Here is a 17,448-nt window from a genome sequence, read left to right as displayed (position 1 = left end):
CAGGGCAGCTTAACACCGCCCTGGATTGCTTCGCTGCGCTCGCAATGACGAACGGAGGGAAGGTTGATGGTCGGGGCACGGTCTTGAGGCCATGCCCCTAGCCGCCGCCGCTTCCGGCCTGCGCATGCTTGCGCCCGACCAGCGGTATGGCCGGGTCGTCGCGGTGCGCGGTGCGCTGATCGAGGTGGACGGGCTGGCCGGGGCCGCGCGGATCGGCTCGCGGATAACCTTGCGCTCTCCCGTGGGGGCGATCGAGGCGGAAGTGGTGGGCCTCGACCACGGCATCGCCCACTGCATGCCCTTCAACGAGCCAGAGGGCATCGCTTCCGGATCGCGTGCGGACTTGTCCGCCGGGCAACTGGGCCTGCGTGTCTCCTCGGGCTGGCTGGGCCGGGTGGTGGACGGGCTCGGCCGCCCGGTGGACGGCAAGGGTCCGCTGCCGCAAGGACGCGAGCAGCGCCGCATAAAGTCCGCGCCGCCGCCCGCATCCGCGCGCGCCCGCGTCGGTGCGCGGATCGAGACCGGGGTGCGCGCGCTGGACCTTTTCGCGCCGTTGTGCCGGGGCCAGCGCCTCGGCCTTTTCGCGGGCTCGGGCGTGGGCAAGTCCACGCTCCTGTCCATGCTGGCGCGCTGGACCGAGTGCGACGTCGCCGTCATCGGCCTCATCGGCGAGCGCGGCCGCGAAGTGCAGGAATTCATCCAGGATGACCTTGGCGAGGAGGGGCTGGCGCGCAGCGTCGTCGTCGTCGCCACCTCGGACGAGCCCGCGCTGCTGCGCCGGCAGGCCGCCTGGACCACGCTCGCCGTCGCCGAGCATTTCCGCGACGAAGGGCTCGACGTGCTGTGCCTGATGGACTCGGTCACCCGCTTCGCCATGGCCCAGCGCGAGATCGGCCTTGCGGCAGGCGAGCCGCCCGCGACCAAGGGCTATACCCCCACCGTCTTCGCCGAACTTCCGCGCCTGCTGGAGCGCGCCGGGCCGGGAACTCCGGGGCAGGGGGCGATCACGGGGCTGTTCACCGTACTGGTCGACGGCGACGACCACAACGAGCCGGTCGCCGACGCGGTGCGCGGCATCCTCGACGGCCACGTCGTCATCACCCGCAAGATTGCCGAGCGCGGGCGCTATCCCGCCATCGATGTGCTGCGTTCGGTCTCGCGCACTTTGCCGCAGTGTCTGGAACCGCAGGACAACGCCACCCGCCTTGCCGCGCGCGCCGAACTGGCGACGTGGAAGGACATGGAGGAGATGGTGCGCCTCGGCGCCTATCGCGCCGGGGCCAATGCCGAAGTGGACCGCGCCGTCGCTCTCGCCCCGCGCATCGAGGCGCTGCTCAACCAGGACAAGCGCATCCGCAGCTTCGCCGCCGAGGACTTCGCGGCGCTCTTGGGTATTCTGGAGGAAATTCATGAAAACGCCCTATGACGCCGCATTGCGCGTGCGGCAGCGCGAACTGGACGAAGTGAGCAGCGCCATCCGCACCGAGGCGGGCGCCTTGGGCGCGGTCGAGCAGGAGCGGATGCGCGTCGCCGCTGCGCTGGTGCGCGAGGCGGACCTTGCCGCCACCGATCTCACCCTCGTCTCGCCGGGCTGGCAGCGGCGCATGCGCGGCGAGCGGCAGGCGCTTTCGGCCCGCGAGACGCAGCTGCAGGCGCGCCTCGATGCCCTGCGCGAAGTCGCCGTGGACGCCTACGGCGTCCTGCGCGGGATCGAGAATGCCGCCGACGATTACCGCGCCGAAGCCCTGCGCAGCGAGGCTGCGGCCGAGCAGTCCGCCACCGACGACATCAGCGCCGCCGCCTTCCTGCGGACCCTGCGCGCGCGATGATCGACAAGACCGCCTCTTCGAACCTGACGGCAGCGAATCTGTCGGCGTCGCAGAAGGCGCGGTTGATCTATGACACGGCGCGTTCGGAGATGTCCGGCCGTCTGTGGCGCGCGGCGCTGGGCTCGACGGAAGAGACGGAAGGCGAGGGCAAGTCCTCCATTACCGCCATCAGCCAGAGCGATCCGATCGGGCTCGACCGGTTGCTGGCGATCCTCGATCCGGACTCGAAGGCGGCGCTGGACACGGCCGCTGTGCCGCAGGCCGAGGCTCCGGCCGAGACGAGCGGCGATGCGGTGTCCGCCATGGGCGGCGGCCCGAATGCGCGCTATGCCGGGATGCTCGATGCGGCGGCGGAGCGGACCGGGCTTCCGGCCTCCGCGCTGGCGGCGATCGTCGATGCCGAGGCGGCCAAGGGCGCGGGCGGGACTTGGCAGCCCTATTCGCGTAACCCGCGTTCGAGCGCGGCGGGGCTCGGCCAGTTCCTCAACGGGACGTGGGAAGGCGAGGCGGAGCGCTCCGGCACCTGGCTCAACAGCACGGCCGAGGCCAACGGCTGGCTCGACGCACGCGGGCAGGTCAAGGCCGAGAGCCGGGGCGCGCTGCTGGCGCTGCGCTACGATCCGCGCGCCTCGATCGAGGCGGTCGCCGACTATGCCAGCGCCAATGTCGCGGCGCTGCGCCGCTCGGGCGCGACGATCGGTGCGGGCACCACCGAGGTCGCGCAGGCGGCGTACCTTGGCCATCACCTCGGCGTCGGCGATGCGAAGCGGTTTCTTGCGGGCGGCCTCTCACCCGACCGCGCGCGCAAGTTGCTGGGCGCGCAAGTCGGTTCGGCGGCGGCGGAACGGCGGATCGCACAGGCCGGAAGTGCGGTCGCGGCGCACCGTTCGTGGCTGATGGACTATGTCGGCAAACATGTCCGGCCGGAAAGATTTGCCTGATCCTATATCAATTGCTTCGTCCCGGACTTGATCCGGGACCGGTGGCTGTCTTTAGGCGAGGCCGGGCTGCGCGCGCGGCAAGATAGGCCGTTCTCGGCCAGCTGTGCCGGATCAAGTCCGGGACGACGACTAGGAAAATCGCTCCATCTGCGCGGCAAAATTTGCCGCATCAGTGGATAACTCTCGTATAGGATTGTTGGTTCCCAATTTATAGGAATAGATTCCGAGCCCATGGATGCGTTGCAAGGGGCTGCGCGTGCCATCGGGGTTCGCCATGTCGAAGATCACTGTCGCGCTTGAGGCTGCGGTTGCTGCGGTCAGCGCCAATACGCCGCCGGAAGGCACCGAGCAGACCCGGCGGCAGCGGGCCGAGGTGGACCGCGCTTTCGCCTGCATCCTCAAGCTGATCGCGCCGCGCATTCGCCATTTCATCCGCCAGTATGGCCTCGTCGGCCACTGGGACGATGCGGAGCAGTGCTGCGCGATCGCCGTCCACCGCGCGATCCTGGCTTACGAGCCGGAGAAGGCGCAGTTCACCACGTTCGTGAACTGGCAGATCCGCGGCGAACTGCAGAGCCTGCGCTTCCGCGTCATGACCGACCAGCGCCCCTCCGCGCGCAAGGTGGAAGCCACCACCGTCTCGCTCGACGCCATCACCGGGGGCGAGGACGGGGAGGGGCTGTCGATCCTGGCGGCTATCGCCGACGAGGATGCGCTCGGCCGCACCGAGGCCGGGGCCAGCGACTACCTCGCCCATTCGGCGATGAGCGCGCTGACCGACAGCTATGTCGAGCACATGCGCAATTCCGGGCTCGACCGCATCCGCCGCCGCGCCCAGCCCCGCAAGCTGACTCGCGCCGAGCGCGCCGCCGGGGCGGTGGCGCAGCGCCGTCCGGTGCTCGATACCGGAGAGGTCGGAGAGCTGGAACAGCGCCTCCAGCACAACCGCCAGGTCGTTGAGGGCCGCCTGTTCGAGACTTCGGCGCTCGATGGTTGCGAGGACGAGACTGCCCGCGAACGCATGCGCCAGATCGCCAAGCGCGCCGCCAAGACGATGGGCGACCTCGCCGTCGCCGACCCGCGCTTCGCGCTCATGGCCGAATACCGCGAGGCGATGGTCGCAGCGCACTGAGCGTCACGATGCCGGCGAAGGCACCTGACTCCATCATCGTCATTCCCGCAAAAGCGAGAGCCTATCTCCCGAAGGTGCCTGTTGCACCGGCATCAGTTGGGTCCCCGCCTTCGCGGGGATGACTTCACAGGGATTGAGGGGGACGTATTTCAATCGGGCGCATCGTGCTCACACGCTACGTCCTCACCCCACCGGCACCGCGCCGTTCTCGTTCGCCAGCCCGGCCATCACGGTGCGGTTGACGGTGATCAGTTCGTCCACGCTCTCGCGCCCGGTGATGACCTGCGAGGTGTACTTGTCCACCCACAGGCTCAGCGAGATGATCCCGGCGCGCAATTCGTCGGGCAGGGCGTTGGCGGAATCGATGCACAGCGTGCGGAAGGCGCCCCAGACCTCGCGGTTGCGGTGAAGCGCGGGAGCCAGTTGCACGCCCGAAAACCCGGCATCGCGCGCGGCGATCATCTGCGCGGTGATCTCGGTCATCAGCCGGAATTCGGTGCTGCGGGGCGTCTCGGCGACCTTGCGGGCGCGGACGTAGGCGTTAACGGACATCGGGGCTCCCGGGCGGGGTGGGGCAAATAGCGTCGCCCGAGTCATATAGGACGCCCGGCCGTCGCCCGGTCGCGCCTGCGAAAAATGCGCGAGCCACCACCGCGATGCAGCACGGCGTCCTATAATTCAGCAAAGGTCCCGTCTCTCGCGGGCATAGCTTTCTCGGAAATTTCCATGCTCAATATCGTCGGCCTCGTCGTCATTCTGGTGTGCGTCTTCGGCAGCTTCCTGATGTCGGGCGGCAGCATGGGCGTCATCTTCCACGCCCTGCCGCATGAGATGATGGCGATCGGCGGAGCCGCGCTGGGCGCATTCGCGCTGGGCAATTCGATGACCACGCTGAAGAAGGCGGGCAAGGGCATCGCCCGCGTGTTCAAGGGCGAGCGCTGGAAGGAGGCGGACTACCGCGACCTCCTCGCACTGCTGTTCGCGCTGCTCGCCACTTTCCGCAAGGGCGGCGCCAACGCCATCGAACCGCATCTCGACCGGCCGGAGGAAAGCGCGCTGTTCTCCCGCTATCCGCGCCTGCTGGCGGACCACGAGCTGATCGAGTTCATCTGCGACTACCTGCGCATGATGACCGTCAACTTCGAGGACCCGCACCAGCTGGCCGAGGCGATGGAGGGCGACATGGAGCGCCATCACCACGAGGAACTCGGCCCCCAGCACGCGATCCAGATGATGGCCGACGGCCTGCCCGCGATCGGCATCGTCGCGGCGGTTCTGGGCGTGATCAAGACTATGAGCTCGATCGACCAGCCCACCGAGATCCTCGGCGCGATGATCGGCGGCGCGCTGGTCGGCACGTTCCTCGGCGTTCTGCTCGCCTACTGCCTCGTCGGCCCGATCGCGCAGAAGCTGCAGCAGATCATCGACGCTGATTTCAAGCCCTACACGCTGGTCAAGACCGCCATCGTCGGCCACGCGCAGGAGCAGCCCACCGAGATCGCCATCGAACTGGCCCGCCGCATGACGCCGTCGAACTACGCTCCCAGCTTCCAGGAGATGGAGACGGCGCTGGAGGCGGTGAAGGAACAGCTCAATGCCGCTCCGGCCTAAGGCGCGCTGACCCATGGCCACCAAGGGCAACGACAAGCGCCCCATCGTCATCCGCAAGGTCAAGAAGGTGGTCGGCGGCGGCCACCATGGCGGCGCATGGAAGGTCGCCTATGCCGACTTCGTGACCGCGATGATGGCCTTCTTCATGCTGCTGTGGCTGCTCGCCAATCCGGACGAAGTGCAGCTCAAGGGCCTTGCCGAATACTTCTCCGCCGATTCCGAGAAGGCCAACCCCGCGACCACGCTGACCAAGGACCCCGGCATGCAGCCGGGATCGGGCGGCCACGGGCGCAACAATCAGGGCGACAAGGAAGAGCCTGAAGGGCAGCCCGCATCGGAGGCCGGGACCGTGGGCACCGCGCGCGGGGGCACGGCCGAAGTGCCCGCGGCTTCGCTGCGCGTCATGGCGCAAGAGATGCAGGTCGCGCTGCAGCCGCCGATGGACAGCCAGGGCCGCGCCAATGTCGACGTGCGGCCGAGCCGCGAGGGGATGCGTATCCACCTCGTCGACAATGCGCAGCGTTCGATGTTCAAGGGCAGCACCGCGCAGCTCAACGAATTCGCGCGGGCGCTGCTGACGCGGGCGGCGAAGCAGCTTGCCGGGATCGACGCGCGCATCGCCATCGAGGGCCATACCGATGGCGCGGGCGGGAACAGCGACGCAAACTGGCAGCTTTCGGCTGATCGCGCCCTTGCCGCGCGGGCGGCGCTGGTGGCGGCGGGGCTGCCGGCTGACCGCTTTGCGGAGGTCGTCGGCAAGGCGGGCACCGAGCCGGTCTATCCCGACCAGCCCGATCGCCCCGAGAACCGCCGCATCACCATCGTCGTCATGGCCGAGGCGGGCGCGCTGCCGCATGACGCCAGCTTCAAGTTCTGAGCGGAGGGCGGCATGATCAAGCGCATCGTGATGGGCCTGTTCGCCACCGTGGCGGGGCTCGGCGTCGGCGGGGCGGGGGCCTGGGGCGTGCTCCACTTCGCGCCGCAACTGGTGACGGGCCATGCGAAGAAGCCCGGCAAAGGCCCGACCGAGTTCGTGCCGCCGGTGGAAGTGCTGGCGCCGCTGGTCTTCGCCGACGGGCGGCTTTCGGGCTACGAAACCTTCGAGATCCAGCTTGAGGTGCCGCAGGGCACGACCGAGGAAGTGGGCGCGAAGCTGCCGCTATTGATGAACGCGGTGAACCTGCGGACCTATCGCACGCCGATGGCCAGCGGGCCGGACGGGATGCTGCCGGGGCTCGATGCCTTCCGCAAGGTGGTGATGGACGCCGCGCTGGAGGTTTACGGCAAGGACGCGGTACGCTCCGTGGCGGTGACGAAGGCGTCGCCGGGGTAGGGGCTGCGCTGGAACCCCATCCTTCGACAAGCTCAGGATGAGCGGAGTGTGGGGCGCGCGCAGGGAGACAAACGCCCTCAACCCGCTCAGGCTGAGCTTGTCGAAGCCCCTTGCGGCAAGGCGCTACCCGAAACTCTTCACCAGAGACCCCGCGACCAGCGCCCAGCCATCGACCAGCACGAAGAAGATGATCTTCATCGGCAGCGAGACCGTCGCGGGCGGCAGCATCATCATGCCCATGGCCATCAGCACCGCCGCCACCGCAAGATCGATCACCAGGAACGGCAGCAGCAGCAGGAAGCCGATCTCGAAGGCGCGGCGCAGTTCGGAGATCATGAAGGCGGGCATCAGCGTCGTCATCGGCAGTTCCGCGCGGCTCTTCGGGACTTTGCCCGAGAGGCTGACGAACAGCTTCACGTCGTCGTCGCGCACTTGCTTCAGCATGAAGGTGTGGAACGGCTTGCTGGCGCGGGACAGGGCCTCGGTTTCGTTGATCTGCCCGGCGTTGTAGGGCCCCATCCCCTGCTTCCACGCTGCGTCGAACGTCGGCGCCATGACGAAGAAGCTAAGGAACAGCGCCAGCGAAATGACGATCGGATTGGGCGGCACGCCCTGCACGCCCATCCCCGAGCGCAGCAGCGAGAGCGCCACGACGATGCGGGTGAACGAGGTAATCGTCATCAGGATGCCTGGCGCCAGGCTGAGCACCGTCAGCACCATCACCAGCTGCAGCACCCGGCCCGACATCGTGCCGCCGCCGGTCAGGGCGCTCGCTGCGCCTGCGGCGCCAGCACTCTGGGCCATCGCCGCGACGGGCAGGGCGAGCACCACCAGAACCGCGAGAACGGCCAGAATGCGCCGAAGCACGGTTTCCCCGGGGAAACCGGCAGGGGTGGCAGGGGCGCTCATCAGTGCAGTTCCGTCTTCACGTCCTGCGTGAACCAGACGTCCGGGAGCACTGGAATGCGGGCCGCGAAGGAGGCTTTCTGTGCTTCCGGTTCCTTATCAAATATCTGATTTTCATCATTTTGTTTGACAATCTCGACCACCTTCGGAGCGACCGCGCTGTCCAGCACCGTCACCCCTTCCGGGCCGATCAGGACGCTGAATTCGGTATCGTCACGGCGCAGCAGCACCAGCGAGCGGCGCTGGTCCACGGCAAGCCGCTCGACCACCTGCAAACGCTTGTCAGAACCAGTATTACCCAGCTTTTCCAGCCACTTGCGCGGCATGGTCAGGTCGTAGCGCTTGACCGCCCACAAAGCGCAGACAAGGGCACCCAACACGACCATAAGGGCACCCAGCATGCGCACAAGCGAGAACAGGTCCACCTTTCAGCGCTCGGCCTGGACCACACGGGTGATTTCAAGCGACATGGCCTCGCCGTTGACGAGGATGCGGCCCTCGGCGACGAGGCGGTCGTTGACGTAGAGGCGCGTCGGATCGTCCTGCCCGCAGTCGAGCTGGATCATCGCGCCGCGGCTCATCTTGAGCACCTGGCGGACCGGGATGCTGGTGGAGCCCAGCACGATCTGCAGGTCGATGGGAATGCCTTCGAGGACGGACACCGCGCGTCTCCTTTCACTGGCAGCTTTATAGGGGAAAAGTTTATAGGAGTAGTGCGACACTAGGAAAAAGTTGCCTATAAGGTGGTTAAGGGCATCTGGGGACCACGTGTGGCGGAACTGGGCAATTCGATCGACGTCTCGGCATCGGGCCTGCGCGCGCAGGCGCTGCGGATGCGCGTCATCGCCGAGAACCTCGCCAATTCGGACTCCATCGCCACGACGGCCGAGGGCGATCCCTATCGCCGCCGCGTCGCCAGTTTCGCAGCGGAGGTCGATCGGAATACCGGCGCCACGCAAGTTACCGTGAAGTCTATCGAAGCGGACAAGAGTGCCTTCGGTCGCATCTATCAGCCCGGCAATCCCGTCGCCGACGCGCAAGGGTATGTCGAGCAGCCCAACGTCAATCCGCTGATCGAGGCCGCCGACATGAAGGCGGCGCAGCGGTCCTACGAGGCCAACCTCAACGCCATCGAGGCGGCGCGCGGCATGACCATGCGCACCGTCGATCTGCTGAAGTAAGGGCGAGGCAATGTCGATCGGCTCCCTCGACGGGCTTTCCGCTTACGCCCGGGCGGCCCGGGCCACCAATCCGCTGTCCGATACCGGACAGAAGAGTGGCGGCCTTGCGCCCTCCGGCGGTCTCGCGCCGAGCGGCGGTGGGTTCGGCTCGATGGTCGAGAGCATGGTCTCGCAGACCGGCGACGCGCTGCGCAATGCCGAGACGCAGAGCATCAAGCAGATCGGCGGCAAGGGCGACCTGATCGACGTCGTCACCGCCATCGGCGCGGCGGAAACCGCGCTCGATACGGTAGTGGCGGTGCGCGACCGGGTGGTCTCGGCCTACTCCGACATCATGAAGATGCAGATCTAGGGATGAGCGGGTGTTGCGCCCTGTCCGGGGGGCTTCGATGCTTCGACAAGCTCAGCACTCAGCTTGAGCGGGGTCGGGGGGCTTTGGCCCTTTACTCGGAACCCTTTTGCCTATCCTCCGCTCACTCCGCTCATCCTGAGCTTGTCGAAGGATGGGAGGCCCACACAGCCCCATGATCATGGCCCCATGACCCCCGACGCCGCCATAGAACTCGCCCGCGCCGCGCTGGTGCTGATGCTGACCATCTGCGGGCCGATGCTGATCGCCGCGCTGATCGTCGGCGTGCTCATCGGTCTGCTGCAGGCGCTGACGCAAGTGCAGGAAATGACGCTGACTTTCGTGCCCAAGCTGCTGGTGCTGGGCGTGGTGATGCTGCTCAGCCTGCCGATGATCGGCCATGCCCTGAGCAATTTCATGGACCGCGTGGCCGACGCCATCGTCGCGCATTAGGCCGCAGATCGTGCTTGATCGAAGCCCGCATAGGCGAGAGCTGGGGCATCAAAATCCGATCCGTCATCCCCGCGAAGGCGGGGACCCAACTGATGCCGGTGCAACACGCAATGTCACCAGCTGGGTTCCCGCCTTCGCGGGAATGACCAGTTGGGTGTACCGCGCGGGCACGACCGCATGAACGCCATCGACCTCGCGACCCTGCTGCGCCTGCCGATCGATACGGCGGCGTTCCTGCTGCTGTTCTGCCGCGTCGGCAGCGTCATCATGCTGCTGCCCGCCTTCTCTGACGACGGATTGCCGATGCAGATCCGCCTCGTCATGGCGCTGGCCTTCACCTTCGGGATGTACGGCATGCTGGAGCCGCACGTGACGCCTGCGCTGCAGTCCGGCCTGTCGATGCCGCTGCTGGTGATCGGCGAGGTCATGATCGGCCTTGCGCTCGGCATGATCGTGCGCATCCTGTTCAGCGCCGCCGCCATTGCCGGAGCGCTGGCCTCGCAGCAGGTGGGGTTGTCCTCCGCGCTGGTGGTCGATGCGGCGATGGGCGGGCAGGTGCCGCTGCTGGCGCGGTTCGTCGGTGTCGCGGCGATCGTGGTGTGCCTCTCGACGGGCGTGCATCACTTGTGGATCGCCTCGATCTTCAAGTCCTACGCCAGCTTCCCGGTCGGCGGGATGCCCCCGGCGGCCGACTTTGCGCACCTTGCCGTCGCGGTCATGGGGCAGGCGACGGCGCTGGGGCTGAGCCTGTGCGCGCCGCTGATCCTCTACGGCATGCTGTTCAATCTGGGGCAGGGGTTGGCGGCGCGGGTGGCGCCCTCGATCCAGGTGTTCTTCATCATGCAGCCGGCGAACCTGCTGCTCGGCCTCTCGGTGCTGGCGATGACGCTGGGGGCGATGCTCACCGCTTTCGCCAACGCCATGGCCACGTTCATGCAGAGCGGGTGGACCCTCTGACATGGCCGATGACGCCCTCGACAAGGACCAGCGCACACACGAGCCTACGCAGAAGAAGCTCGACGACGCCCGCAAACGCGGCGAAGTCGCCATTGCGCCAGAGGTCCGCCACGCCACCATGATGGCCGGCGCGCTGGCGGTGACGGGCTGGCTCGGCCTCTCGGCGATCGAGAGTCTGGGCACCATGCTCAAGCGGCTCTGGGGCGATGCCGAGGATTTCAGCCTCGATCCGGACGGCGCGCAGGGGCTCGCAACCGGGGTCGCGTGGCATACCATGGTGTCGCTGCTGCCGGTCTTCGCGGTGCTGATGGCCGCGGCGGTGAGCACGATATTCCTGCAGGGCCGCGCGGTCATGAGCTGGTCGCGTCTTTCGCCCAAATGGTCCAAGCTCTCGCCCGCCAGCGGTTTCTCGCGCCTGTTCGGCACCCGCGCGCTGGTGGAATTCGCCAAGACGTTGGCCAAGATGAGCGCTATCGGCCTCGTGGTGTGGATGGTGCTGGCGCCGCGTCTGCAGGGCGTAGACGGGCTGGTCGGCCGCTCTCCCGCCGCAGTCGGCGCGGCGGCGGGGGGGCTCGCGTTCGAGGCCCTGCGCGCGGTGGCGATGCTGGTCGCGGGGCTCGCGCTGTTCGACTTCCTGTGGCAGCGGCGCAGCTTCATGCAGCGCATGCGCATGACCCTTCAGGAAGTGAAGGACGAGCACAAGCAGAACGACGGCGATCCCAAGATCAAGGCCAAGATCCGCCAGATCCAGATGCAGCGCTCGCGCAAGCGGATGATGTCGGCAGTGCCGACCGCCAGCGTAATCGTGACCAACCCGACGCACTACGCGGTCGCGCTCAAGTACGAGCATGGCGTGACCGCCGCGCCGACCGTGGTGGCGAAAGGCGTGGACGCGGTGGCGCTGCGCATCCGCGAGGTCGCGGCCGAGGCCGGGGTGCCGATCCTGGAGAACCCGCCGCTGGCCCGCGCTCTCTTCGCGGCGGTGGAGATCGATCACCCCATCCCGATCGAGCACTATCAGGCGGTGGCGGAGATCATCGGCTATGTGCTGAAGCTGGCGAAGAAGGCGGGGAAATGATCCTCCCCCTCCCCCGTCGGGGGAGGAATTGCGCGCCTGCGGCCCGCCCCTCCCAACTTCATCCTATAATGCACACGATGCCCCGGCTGCCCGTCCTCCTCGCGCTTCTCGCTCTGTTGTCGCCCTCGGTGGCACAGGCAGGACCGCAGCCGCGCATCAAGGACATCGTCGACGTCGAGAACGTGCGCACCAACCAGCTGGTCGGCTACGGTCTGGTCGTCGGCCTGCAGGGCACCGGCGACCGCATCCGCAACGTCCCCTTCACCGAGGAGACCTTGCAGGCGATGCTGGAGCGCATGGGCGTCAACATCCGGGGCACCCAGATGCTCACCCAGAACGTCGCCGCCGTGACCGTCACCGCGACGATGCCGCCGTTCGCGCGCTCGGGATCGACCGTGGACGTGCAAGTCTCGGCCCTTGGCGACGCCAGCAGCCTGCAGGGCGGCATCCTCCTCGTCTCCTCGCTGCGGGCGCTGGACGGGGAGATCTACGCCGTGGCGCAAGGCCCCGTAGCGGTCTCCGGCTTCAAGGCGCAAGGCGCGGGCGCGAAGCTCAGCCGGGGTGTGATGACCACTGCGCGCATCGCCGGCGGCGCCATCATCGAGCGCGAGGTGCCTTATGACCTGCGCAATGCCCACTCGCTGAAACTGGCGCTGAAGAACCCCGATTTCACCACCGCGCGCCAGATCGCCCAGACCATCAACCGGCAGGCTCCCGGCTCGGCCGAAGTGCTCGACCCCGGCACGGTGGAGCTGCGCCCCTACGGCAGCGGGTCGCTGATCGACCTTGTCACACAGGTCGAGAACCTGACCGTCGCGGTCGACCAGCCCGCGCGGATCGTCATCAACGAGGCGGCGGGCACCGTGGTCATGGGCGCGGACGTGCGCGTCAGTCCGGTGGCCATCGCGCAAGGGGGGCTGACGATCAGCGTCACCGAGACCCCGGTGGCCTCGCAGCCCGCGCCGTTCTCGGGCGGGCAGACGGCGGTATTGCCGCGCACCACCATCCAGGCGAACGACGGCAACGGTGCGGCGCTGGCGATGCTGACCAGCGGCACTTCGCTGCAGACGCTGGTGGGCGGCCTCAATGCGCTGGGCGTCAGCCCGCGCGATCTCATCACCATCCTGCAGGCGCTCAAGACGGCGGGCGCGCTGCAGGCCGAAATAGCGGTGCAGTAGGATGAGCGATCCGATCAATACCTATCCGACGCAGGCGCGCGTCATCTCGCAGGATCGCAGCCCGGCGGCGGTGGCGCGCCAGTTCGAGGGCGTCTTCGCAGGGCAAATCACCAAGATCATGATGGAAACCGTGGAGCAGGACGAGCAGTTCTCCGGCGGCCACGGCGAGGAGATGTTTCGCGGCATCCTGGCCGAGCAGATCGGCAACTCCATCGCGTCCGGCAAGGGCCTCGGCATCGCCTCTGCGGTCGAGGCGCAGATCATCCGCCTGCAGGGCGCGACCAATGCCGAGTGACAACGAGACCGCCGCCGCCATCATCGAAGTCATGACCTCGCTTTCGTCAGTGATGCGCGAGGAGACGCGCGCGCTGGAGAGCGGCATCCGCGCGCTCGACCTGGCCGAGCTGGCCTCGGCCAAGGCGCGGCTCGTGGGCACGCTGGAGGAACGCCTCGCCCGCGTGACGCGGCAGGAGCCGGGCTGGACCGCGCAGCTGGACGCCCCCTTGCGCGAGAGCTTCACCGAAGCGCTGGGCGAGCTGCGCGCCGCCTCGATGGTCAACGCCGCGCTGCTGGAACGCCACATCGAGCTGTCGGCCGACCTGATGGGCGCGATTGCGTCCGAGGCCAAGCGCCTGACCGGCAATCGCGCCTACGCCTACGGGGCGAGCGGCACCCTTGCCCGCGCGGACCTGACGACGCCGATTTCGCTCAATGGGGAGTTTTGAGCGGGTAAATTTCGGGAGCCCCGCCGCCCTCCGGCGTGCTAAGGCCGCAGTCTGTTTCGGGAAGGAGCGGCCTGATGGGCGGTATCTGCGGGAAACCGGTTCTGCTGCTGGCGGCGGCCATGGCATTCACCGCTTCGACGGCGCGGGCGCAGCCTGCGGGCACGCTGATCGCGGCCGATCCGGTCGCCACCGCGCCTGCCGGCATGAAGGCCTGGCGCATCCGCTACTGGACCCGTGACGACAAAGACCGGCCCCTCGCGGTGACCGGCATGGTCGTCGCCCCCGCTGCCCCCGCTCCCGCTGCTCCCGCCCGGCCGGTCATCGCCTGGACGCACGGGCTGGTCGGCATCGCGCGCCGCTGCGCGCCGTCGCTGGGGGACGACAACTTCACCGTGATCCCCGGCCTGAAGGACGCCCTCGCCCGCGGTTATACCGTGGTCGCGCCCGACTATCCGGGGCTGGGGTCGGAAGGCGTGCATCCGGTGCTGATCGGCGTGAGCGAGGGCCGTTCCACCCTCGATGCGGTGCGCGCGGCGCGTCGCATCCCGGCGGCGGCGAGCGGCACCCGCTTCGCGCTCTGGGGGGAATCGCAAGGCGGCCACGCAGCCTTGTGGTCCGGCCAGATCCAGGCACGCTACGCGCCCGAGCTGCAGCTGGCGGGGATCGTCGCGGTGGTGCCGCCGACCGACCTTGCCCGCAACTTGACGGAAGGCAGCGACCCGCGCGTGCGCGCCCTGTTGATCGCCTATACGGCGACCAGCTGGTCGCGGCTCTACGGCGCGCCCATGGCGACGTTCGGGTCGGCCTCGGTCCAGCGCGTGATGATGCGGCTCGCCGACAACAACTGCGTGCGCTTCGACGCCCGGCCCAAGCTGGGCACCATCGTCGGCATCGCCATTGCCCAGCGGGCGATCGCCAGGCTCGATTTATCCCGGCAGCAGCCGTGGGGCCGCATGATGCGCGCAAACAGTCCCTCGGCAGCGGCGATCCCGGTCCCCGCCCTGATCGCGACCGGAACGGCGGACACGATCGTCGCCCCGGCCGTGGTGCGCGACTTCGCCCGCCTCGCCTGCAGGCGGGGCAGGACCGTGCGCTTCATGTCGATACAGGGGGGCCGGCACGAGACCGTCGCGCGCAGCGATGCGGCGGCGATGCTGGACTGGATCGACGCCCGCTTCGCCGGCCGCAAGGCACCGGGCAACTGCGGCACGTTCTGAAAGACGATCCCCGGTCAGCCCTTCCCGGCCTGAATTCCGAGCCATTGCTCGGTGTGTTTGCGCAAGTCGATCCCCGCGTTGTGGTCATATGCGATCCACGCGCTCGTCACCAGCATCGTCCACAAGATGCTGAACAGCGATCCGACCAGGAAGTATTCGGCGAAATTGCGCTCGTCCATGTCCTTGAAGCGCGCGACGGTCTTGAGCGCGATCACGGCGGCAAGGATCTCCCAGCTATGGACGATGATCCCCGTGGCCAGGATCAGCCGTTCGAATACGCCGATCCAGCGGCCCGCGTTGTGCGCCGGGGTAGAAAGATGCGCGATGGAATCCTTCAGGCCGCTGAGGTGGAAGATCCCCCGGCAGATCAGGTTGCCCACCCAAGTCAGCAGTATCAGGGCTACTGCGGTGTAAAGGAATGCGCACCCCATTTGTCGGCCCCCGGCAATCGGTATCGATGGTCAAGTTCGGCGAGCGCCTTGTGAATGGCGGCCCACTGGATAACATACAGCTCGAAGTCGCCTGCGCTTCGCACTTTGTAGACGTTGTGTACGCTGACATTGCGGGCGTGCGCCACTTCGGCGACCGAGGCCCCGGCCAGCAGCTTGACGATATCGCCGCGCTGGGCCTGCGACCACCTGCGTTCGATGGCGGTCAGGCTTGCGCCGCTTGCTTCCAGCAGGGTTTCGAGAAGCTCGTACTGCGGGAAGGAGAAGCGATAACGGCTCGCAGAGCGCTTTTCCCCCAGACGTTCCCGCGCGTCGGCGAAGCCCGGCCCCATCATGTTCCAGGCGCGCCGGGAATTGACCGGTGTTCTAAGATCGATGCTGCCGATCACGAAACGGCAGTCGATGTCCTTGCCCAGCAACTCGAAGCGGATCTCGCGCGCGGCTTGCGCGGCAGCTACCAGCGAGGTGAACAGGCCCTGGAATTCGTCGCCGAGCGTTATCGTCAATGGCGAGGCCATGTCGGCGGCAAGGGCCTTGTTCTGGCGGTCGATCGCGGCATTGAACCGGGCATGCAGGTCCCGGGGGTCCGCATGCCGCTCGCTCCCCACGAGATCGCCCATGAGGACGGCATGGAAGGAGGGGGAGGAAGCCATGAACGCGGTGATGGCATTAACCCAAAAAAGGGTCAATTAAGTTTTTAACCCAAACTCGGTATAATTGAGGAATTACCCCAAAAACGGGTTACGAATCGCGAGCGCCGTGAATGCGTCGCCCTTACTCGAACACCGCCGAGAGCACCGCCGCGACGTCGGCCGGGGCGAGGGTGTCGAGGATCACTTCCAGATCGGGGCTTTGCGAATAGCCGAGCATGCGGCCGTTCCGGTCGGCGGCGACGGAGAGGACGCGCAGCGCCTCACCCTCGCGCACGACGGCGAGGCCGCCGGTGGCGGGGTAGCGGTCGGGGTCCACCACCAAGGTAGCGCGGCCGGGTAGTCCCGCGCCCAGCGTCGGGCGGCCGAGGCGCAGGCCATAGGCGCGCGGACCCGCGCTGCGCGGCGCCTCGACCTCGGCGCCGGTCGGGGTTGGCGCGATCAGGCCGCCGGGCAGGGGGGTGCCGAGGACGGGAAGCAGGCGCAGGGTCGCGGCGTGGTCGGGAGCCATAGGCTCGATCTTCGGCGCCGGAGTTGGAATCGTTGCCCGTGCTGCTACAGGAGCAGCAACCTCAGGCGCGCCGCCGCTCAGTTCGTCCTTCAGCGCTGCGATGCGCGTGCGCGACTTGGTGAGGCGGATCTCGGGGTTGGCGACCATCGGCAGCACCGCGTCGAGGTCCCCGGCGGCGTGGAGCGCCTCGACCTCGGCCATTAGCGCCTTGTCGTCGGGCGCGCCGAACAGGCGGCGCAGGGCGGCCCGCACGTCCTCGTTCCAGCGTTCCAGCGGCTTGAGCGCATTCTCGATCCGCGACAGTACCACCGGGGCAATGCCATATTCGCTTTCGAGCACCGCGATCGTCAGCGCCGGATCGCCGCCGCGCCGCGCGCGCAGGGCGGCGGCGAGCAGCACCGCGCGCAGTTCGCCCTCAGGGTCGGCAGGGGCGGGGCCGTGGAGAGGTTCCGCCCATGCGGCGACGTCGAAACCTGGGGCATCGACGTCGATCAGCAGTTCCACCGGGTCCACGCCAAGCGCGCGGCCGAGATCACGCAGTTCGTCGGCCCGGGCGAAAATCTCTCCCCGCTCGATTTTGGAGAGGCGGATATAGGTTATTCCCGAAAGCCGCTCCGACAATTCCAGAAGGCTGCCGATATTGAGTTGCTTGCGGAACTTGCGGATGCGGTTCGGGAACACGAGCGTGCGATGGTAATCGATTGTCGTCATCGCCGCCTCCGTTACTTGCCGTGGACCGGCCCGATCGCTTAATTCGGGCAACTTGTCGTTCATCGCAGATCTTGTTCCATTCTGGGGATGGCCGGGACTTTTCATGTCCGACCTTCCCGGTCAATGCGCCCATTCGGAGGGTTCTGCCGAATCGGGTCTTTTTCGCGACCGCCGCTTGATTGGCGGAACTTGGGAATTGGCGCTTACTGCCTTGCGATATCCTTAAAATTTCGCATT

Annotated in this window: 23 protein-coding genes; 16 read left to right on the top strand and 7 right to left on the bottom strand. The window is 67.6% G+C overall.

Translation table 11 applies throughout. From position 1 onward, the window contains the following. Positions 1–91: 91 nt before the first annotated feature. From fliI to BES08_RS12245, 4 genes are all read left to right on the top strand, one after another. Positions 92–1,426 (top strand): flagellar protein export ATPase FliI, encoded by a 1,335-nt coding sequence (fliI, locus tag BES08_RS12260; RefSeq protein ID WP_069708456.1) that lies wholly within the window; start codon positions 92–94, stop codon positions 1,424–1,426. Continuing rightward, entirely contained in the window at positions 1,410–1,829 is a 420-nt protein-coding gene (locus BES08_RS12255; protein ID WP_008832799.1) for a hypothetical protein, read from the top strand. The genes fliI and BES08_RS12255 overlap by 17 nt, the downstream gene beginning before the upstream one ends. Further along, entirely contained in the window at positions 1,826–2,770 is a 945-nt protein-coding gene (locus tag BES08_RS12250) for a peptidoglycan-binding protein (RefSeq protein WP_069708455.1), read from the top strand. The genes BES08_RS12255 and BES08_RS12250 overlap by 4 nt, the downstream gene beginning before the upstream one ends. 274 nt (positions 2,771–3,044) lie before the next feature. After that, positions 3,045–3,902, top strand: coding sequence for a hypothetical protein (locus BES08_RS12245; protein WP_037521533.1), 858 nt, complete (start codon positions 3,045–3,047; stop codon positions 3,900–3,902). Positions 3,903–4,085: 183 nt separating this feature from the next. On the opposite strand, the gene flaF is transcribed toward BES08_RS12245, so the two are convergent. Then, positions 4,086–4,454: a flagellar biosynthesis regulator FlaF gene (gene flaF, locus BES08_RS12240; protein WP_008832796.1), complete on the bottom strand. Its 369-nt coding sequence runs from the start codon at positions 4,452–4,454 to the stop codon at positions 4,086–4,088. Between the two features lie 174 nt (positions 4,455–4,628). Between flaF and motA the strand changes: the two genes are divergently transcribed. Genes motA through BES08_RS12225 form a run of 3 tightly spaced genes read left to right on the top strand, consistent with a single transcriptional unit; the run spans position 4,629 to position 6,846 of the window. After that, positions 4,629–5,513 carry a flagellar motor stator protein MotA gene (gene motA / locus BES08_RS12235; protein ID WP_008832795.1) on the top strand — a complete coding sequence of 295 codons (885 nt, stop codon included), beginning with the start codon at positions 4,629–4,631 and terminating at the stop codon, positions 5,511–5,513. A gap of 13 nt (positions 5,514–5,526) precedes the next feature. Then, positions 5,527–6,390 carry a flagellar motor protein MotB gene (locus BES08_RS12230; RefSeq protein ID WP_069708454.1) on the top strand — a complete coding sequence of 288 codons (864 nt, stop codon included), beginning with the start codon at positions 5,527–5,529 and terminating at the stop codon, positions 6,388–6,390. 12 nt (positions 6,391–6,402) lie between these two features. Further along, positions 6,403–6,846, top strand: a complete 444-nt coding sequence (locus tag BES08_RS12225) for a hypothetical protein (RefSeq protein WP_083274666.1) — start codon at positions 6,403–6,405, stop codon at positions 6,844–6,846. Between the two features lie 123 nt (positions 6,847–6,969). Here the strand turns inward: BES08_RS12225 and fliP are convergent, their stop codons facing one another. From fliP to BES08_RS12210, 3 genes are read right to left on the bottom strand one after another with little or no spacing between them, the layout of a single operon-like run. Further along, a complete protein-coding gene (gene fliP, locus BES08_RS12220; RefSeq protein ID WP_069708453.1) occupies positions 6,970–7,755 on the bottom strand; it encodes a flagellar type III secretion system pore protein FliP in 786 nt (261 codons plus the stop codon). Then, positions 7,755–8,177, bottom strand: coding sequence for a FliO/MopB family protein (locus tag BES08_RS12215; protein WP_069708452.1), 423 nt, complete (start codon positions 8,175–8,177; stop codon positions 7,755–7,757). Before BES08_RS12215 ends, fliP begins: the two co-directional genes overlap by 1 nt. 3 nt (positions 8,178–8,180) lie before the next feature. After that, positions 8,181–8,414 carry a FliM/FliN family flagellar motor switch protein gene (locus tag BES08_RS12210; protein WP_008832790.1) on the bottom strand — a complete coding sequence of 78 codons (234 nt, stop codon included), beginning with the start codon at positions 8,412–8,414 and terminating at the stop codon, positions 8,181–8,183. A 108-nt stretch (positions 8,415–8,522) separates the two neighbouring features. Between BES08_RS12210 and flgC the strand changes: the two genes are divergently transcribed. The 9 genes from flgC to BES08_RS12165 all read left to right on the top strand — a co-directional run bounded on the left by flgC (position 8,523) and on the right by BES08_RS12165 (position 14,890). Continuing rightward, the gene (gene flgC, locus BES08_RS12205; RefSeq protein ID WP_008832789.1) at positions 8,523–8,933 is read left to right on the top strand and encodes a flagellar basal body rod protein FlgC; all 411 of its coding nucleotides are present in this window, start codon (positions 8,523–8,525) and stop codon (positions 8,931–8,933) included. Positions 8,934–8,943: 10 nt separating this feature from the next. Further along, entirely contained in the window at positions 8,944–9,285 is a 342-nt protein-coding gene (gene fliE / locus BES08_RS12200; protein WP_008832788.1) for a flagellar hook-basal body complex protein FliE, read from the top strand. A gap of 186 nt (positions 9,286–9,471) precedes the next feature. After that, positions 9,472–9,735 carry a flagellar biosynthetic protein FliQ gene (locus BES08_RS12195; RefSeq protein ID WP_008832787.1) on the top strand — a complete coding sequence of 88 codons (264 nt, stop codon included), beginning with the start codon at positions 9,472–9,474 and terminating at the stop codon, positions 9,733–9,735. A 177-nt stretch (positions 9,736–9,912) separates the two neighbouring features. Further along, positions 9,913–10,692: a flagellar biosynthetic protein FliR gene (locus BES08_RS12190; RefSeq protein WP_008832786.1), complete on the top strand. Its 780-nt coding sequence runs from the start codon at positions 9,913–9,915 to the stop codon at positions 10,690–10,692. A gap of 1 nt (position 10,693) precedes the next feature. Beyond that, positions 10,694–11,770, top strand: a complete 1,077-nt coding sequence (flhB, locus tag BES08_RS12185) for a flagellar biosynthesis protein FlhB (RefSeq protein ID WP_069708451.1) — start codon at positions 10,694–10,696, stop codon at positions 11,768–11,770. A gap of 77 nt (positions 11,771–11,847) precedes the next feature. Next, entirely contained in the window at positions 11,848–12,948 is a 1,101-nt protein-coding gene (locus tag BES08_RS12180; RefSeq protein ID WP_420873446.1) for a flagellar basal body P-ring protein FlgI, read from the top strand. 1 nt (position 12,949) lies between these two features. Further along, positions 12,950–13,243, top strand: a complete 294-nt coding sequence (locus BES08_RS12175; RefSeq protein WP_008830099.1) for a rod-binding protein — start codon at positions 12,950–12,952, stop codon at positions 13,241–13,243. Beyond that, positions 13,233–13,673: a hypothetical protein gene (locus BES08_RS12170; protein ID WP_008830098.1), complete on the top strand. Its 441-nt coding sequence runs from the start codon at positions 13,233–13,235 to the stop codon at positions 13,671–13,673. The genes BES08_RS12175 and BES08_RS12170 overlap by 11 nt, the downstream gene beginning before the upstream one ends. Positions 13,674–13,747: 74 nt before the next feature. Beyond that, positions 13,748–14,890, top strand: a complete 1,143-nt coding sequence (locus tag BES08_RS12165; RefSeq protein WP_069708449.1) for an alpha/beta fold hydrolase — start codon at positions 13,748–13,750, stop codon at positions 14,888–14,890. Positions 14,891–14,904: 14 nt separating this feature from the next. On the opposite strand, the gene BES08_RS12160 is transcribed toward BES08_RS12165, so the two are convergent. From BES08_RS12160 to BES08_RS12150, 3 genes are all read right to left on the bottom strand, one after another. Continuing rightward, on the bottom strand, positions 14,905–15,321 hold the full coding sequence (locus tag BES08_RS12160) for a hypothetical protein (protein WP_008830096.1): 417 nt from the start codon (positions 15,319–15,321) through the stop codon (positions 14,905–14,907). Next, a complete protein-coding gene (locus tag BES08_RS12155) occupies positions 15,291–15,992 on the bottom strand; it encodes a SatD family protein (protein WP_069708448.1) in 702 nt (233 codons plus the stop codon). Before BES08_RS12155 ends, BES08_RS12160 begins: the two co-directional genes overlap by 31 nt. Before the next feature lie 121 nt (positions 15,993–16,113). Continuing rightward, complete coding sequence (locus BES08_RS12150; RefSeq protein ID WP_069708447.1) at positions 16,114–17,211, bottom strand: helix-turn-helix domain-containing protein; 1,098 nt, start codon at positions 17,209–17,211, stop codon at positions 16,114–16,116. Between the last annotated feature and the right edge of the window lie 237 nt (positions 17,212–17,448).

The organism is Novosphingobium resinovorum (assembly GCF_001742225.1).
In the GTDB taxonomy this organism is placed as follows: Bacteria; Pseudomonadota; Alphaproteobacteria; order Sphingomonadales; family Sphingomonadaceae; genus Novosphingobium; species Novosphingobium resinovorum_A.
The sequence above is the reverse complement of the archived record's forward strand: the minus strand, read 5'-3'. Positions and strand labels throughout refer to the sequence as shown.

Bases quoted from the DNA above. Each gene is read 5' to 3' on its own strand.
- fliI (WP_069708456.1), top strand. From the start codon at position 92: ATGCCCCTAGCCGCCGCCGCTTCCGGCCTGCGCATGCTTGCGCCCGAC.
- BES08_RS12255 (WP_008832799.1), top strand. From the start codon at position 1,410: ATGAAAACGCCCTATGACGCCGCATTGCGCGTGCGGCAGCGCGAACTG.
- BES08_RS12250 (WP_069708455.1), top strand. From the start codon at position 1,826: ATGATCGACAAGACCGCCTCTTCGAACCTGACGGCAGCGAATCTGTCG.
- BES08_RS12245 (WP_037521533.1), top strand. From the start codon at position 3,045: ATGTCGAAGATCACTGTCGCGCTTGAGGCTGCGGTTGCTGCGGTCAGC.
- flaF (WP_008832796.1), bottom strand. From the start codon at position 4,454: ATGTCCGTTAACGCCTACGTCCGCGCCCGCAAGGTCGCCGAGACGCCC.
- motA (WP_008832795.1), top strand. From the start codon at position 4,629: ATGCTCAATATCGTCGGCCTCGTCGTCATTCTGGTGTGCGTCTTCGGC.
- BES08_RS12230 (WP_069708454.1), top strand. From the start codon at position 5,527: ATGGCCACCAAGGGCAACGACAAGCGCCCCATCGTCATCCGCAAGGTC.
- BES08_RS12225 (WP_083274666.1), top strand. From the start codon at position 6,403: ATGATCAAGCGCATCGTGATGGGCCTGTTCGCCACCGTGGCGGGGCTC.
- fliP (WP_069708453.1), bottom strand. From the start codon at position 7,755: ATGAGCGCCCCTGCCACCCCTGCCGGTTTCCCCGGGGAAACCGTGCTT.
- fliE (WP_008832788.1), top strand. From the start codon at position 8,944: ATGTCGATCGGCTCCCTCGACGGGCTTTCCGCTTACGCCCGGGCGGCC.
- BES08_RS12195 (WP_008832787.1), top strand. From the start codon at position 9,472: ATGACCCCCGACGCCGCCATAGAACTCGCCCGCGCCGCGCTGGTGCTG.
- BES08_RS12190 (WP_008832786.1), top strand. From the start codon at position 9,913: ATGAACGCCATCGACCTCGCGACCCTGCTGCGCCTGCCGATCGATACG.
- flhB (WP_069708451.1), top strand. From the start codon at position 10,694: ATGGCCGATGACGCCCTCGACAAGGACCAGCGCACACACGAGCCTACG.
- BES08_RS12180 (WP_420873446.1), top strand. From the start codon at position 11,848: ATGCCCCGGCTGCCCGTCCTCCTCGCGCTTCTCGCTCTGTTGTCGCCC.
- BES08_RS12175 (WP_008830099.1), top strand. From the start codon at position 12,950: ATGAGCGATCCGATCAATACCTATCCGACGCAGGCGCGCGTCATCTCG.
- BES08_RS12170 (WP_008830098.1), top strand. From the start codon at position 13,233: ATGCCGAGTGACAACGAGACCGCCGCCGCCATCATCGAAGTCATGACC.
- BES08_RS12165 (WP_069708449.1), top strand. From the start codon at position 13,748: ATGGGCGGTATCTGCGGGAAACCGGTTCTGCTGCTGGCGGCGGCCATG.
- BES08_RS12160 (WP_008830096.1), bottom strand. From the start codon at position 15,321: ATGGGGTGCGCATTCCTTTACACCGCAGTAGCCCTGATACTGCTGACT.
- BES08_RS12155 (WP_069708448.1), bottom strand. From the start codon at position 15,992: ATGGCTTCCTCCCCCTCCTTCCATGCCGTCCTCATGGGCGATCTCGTG.
- BES08_RS12150 (WP_069708447.1), bottom strand. From the start codon at position 17,211: ATGACGACAATCGATTACCATCGCACGCTCGTGTTCCCGAACCGCATC.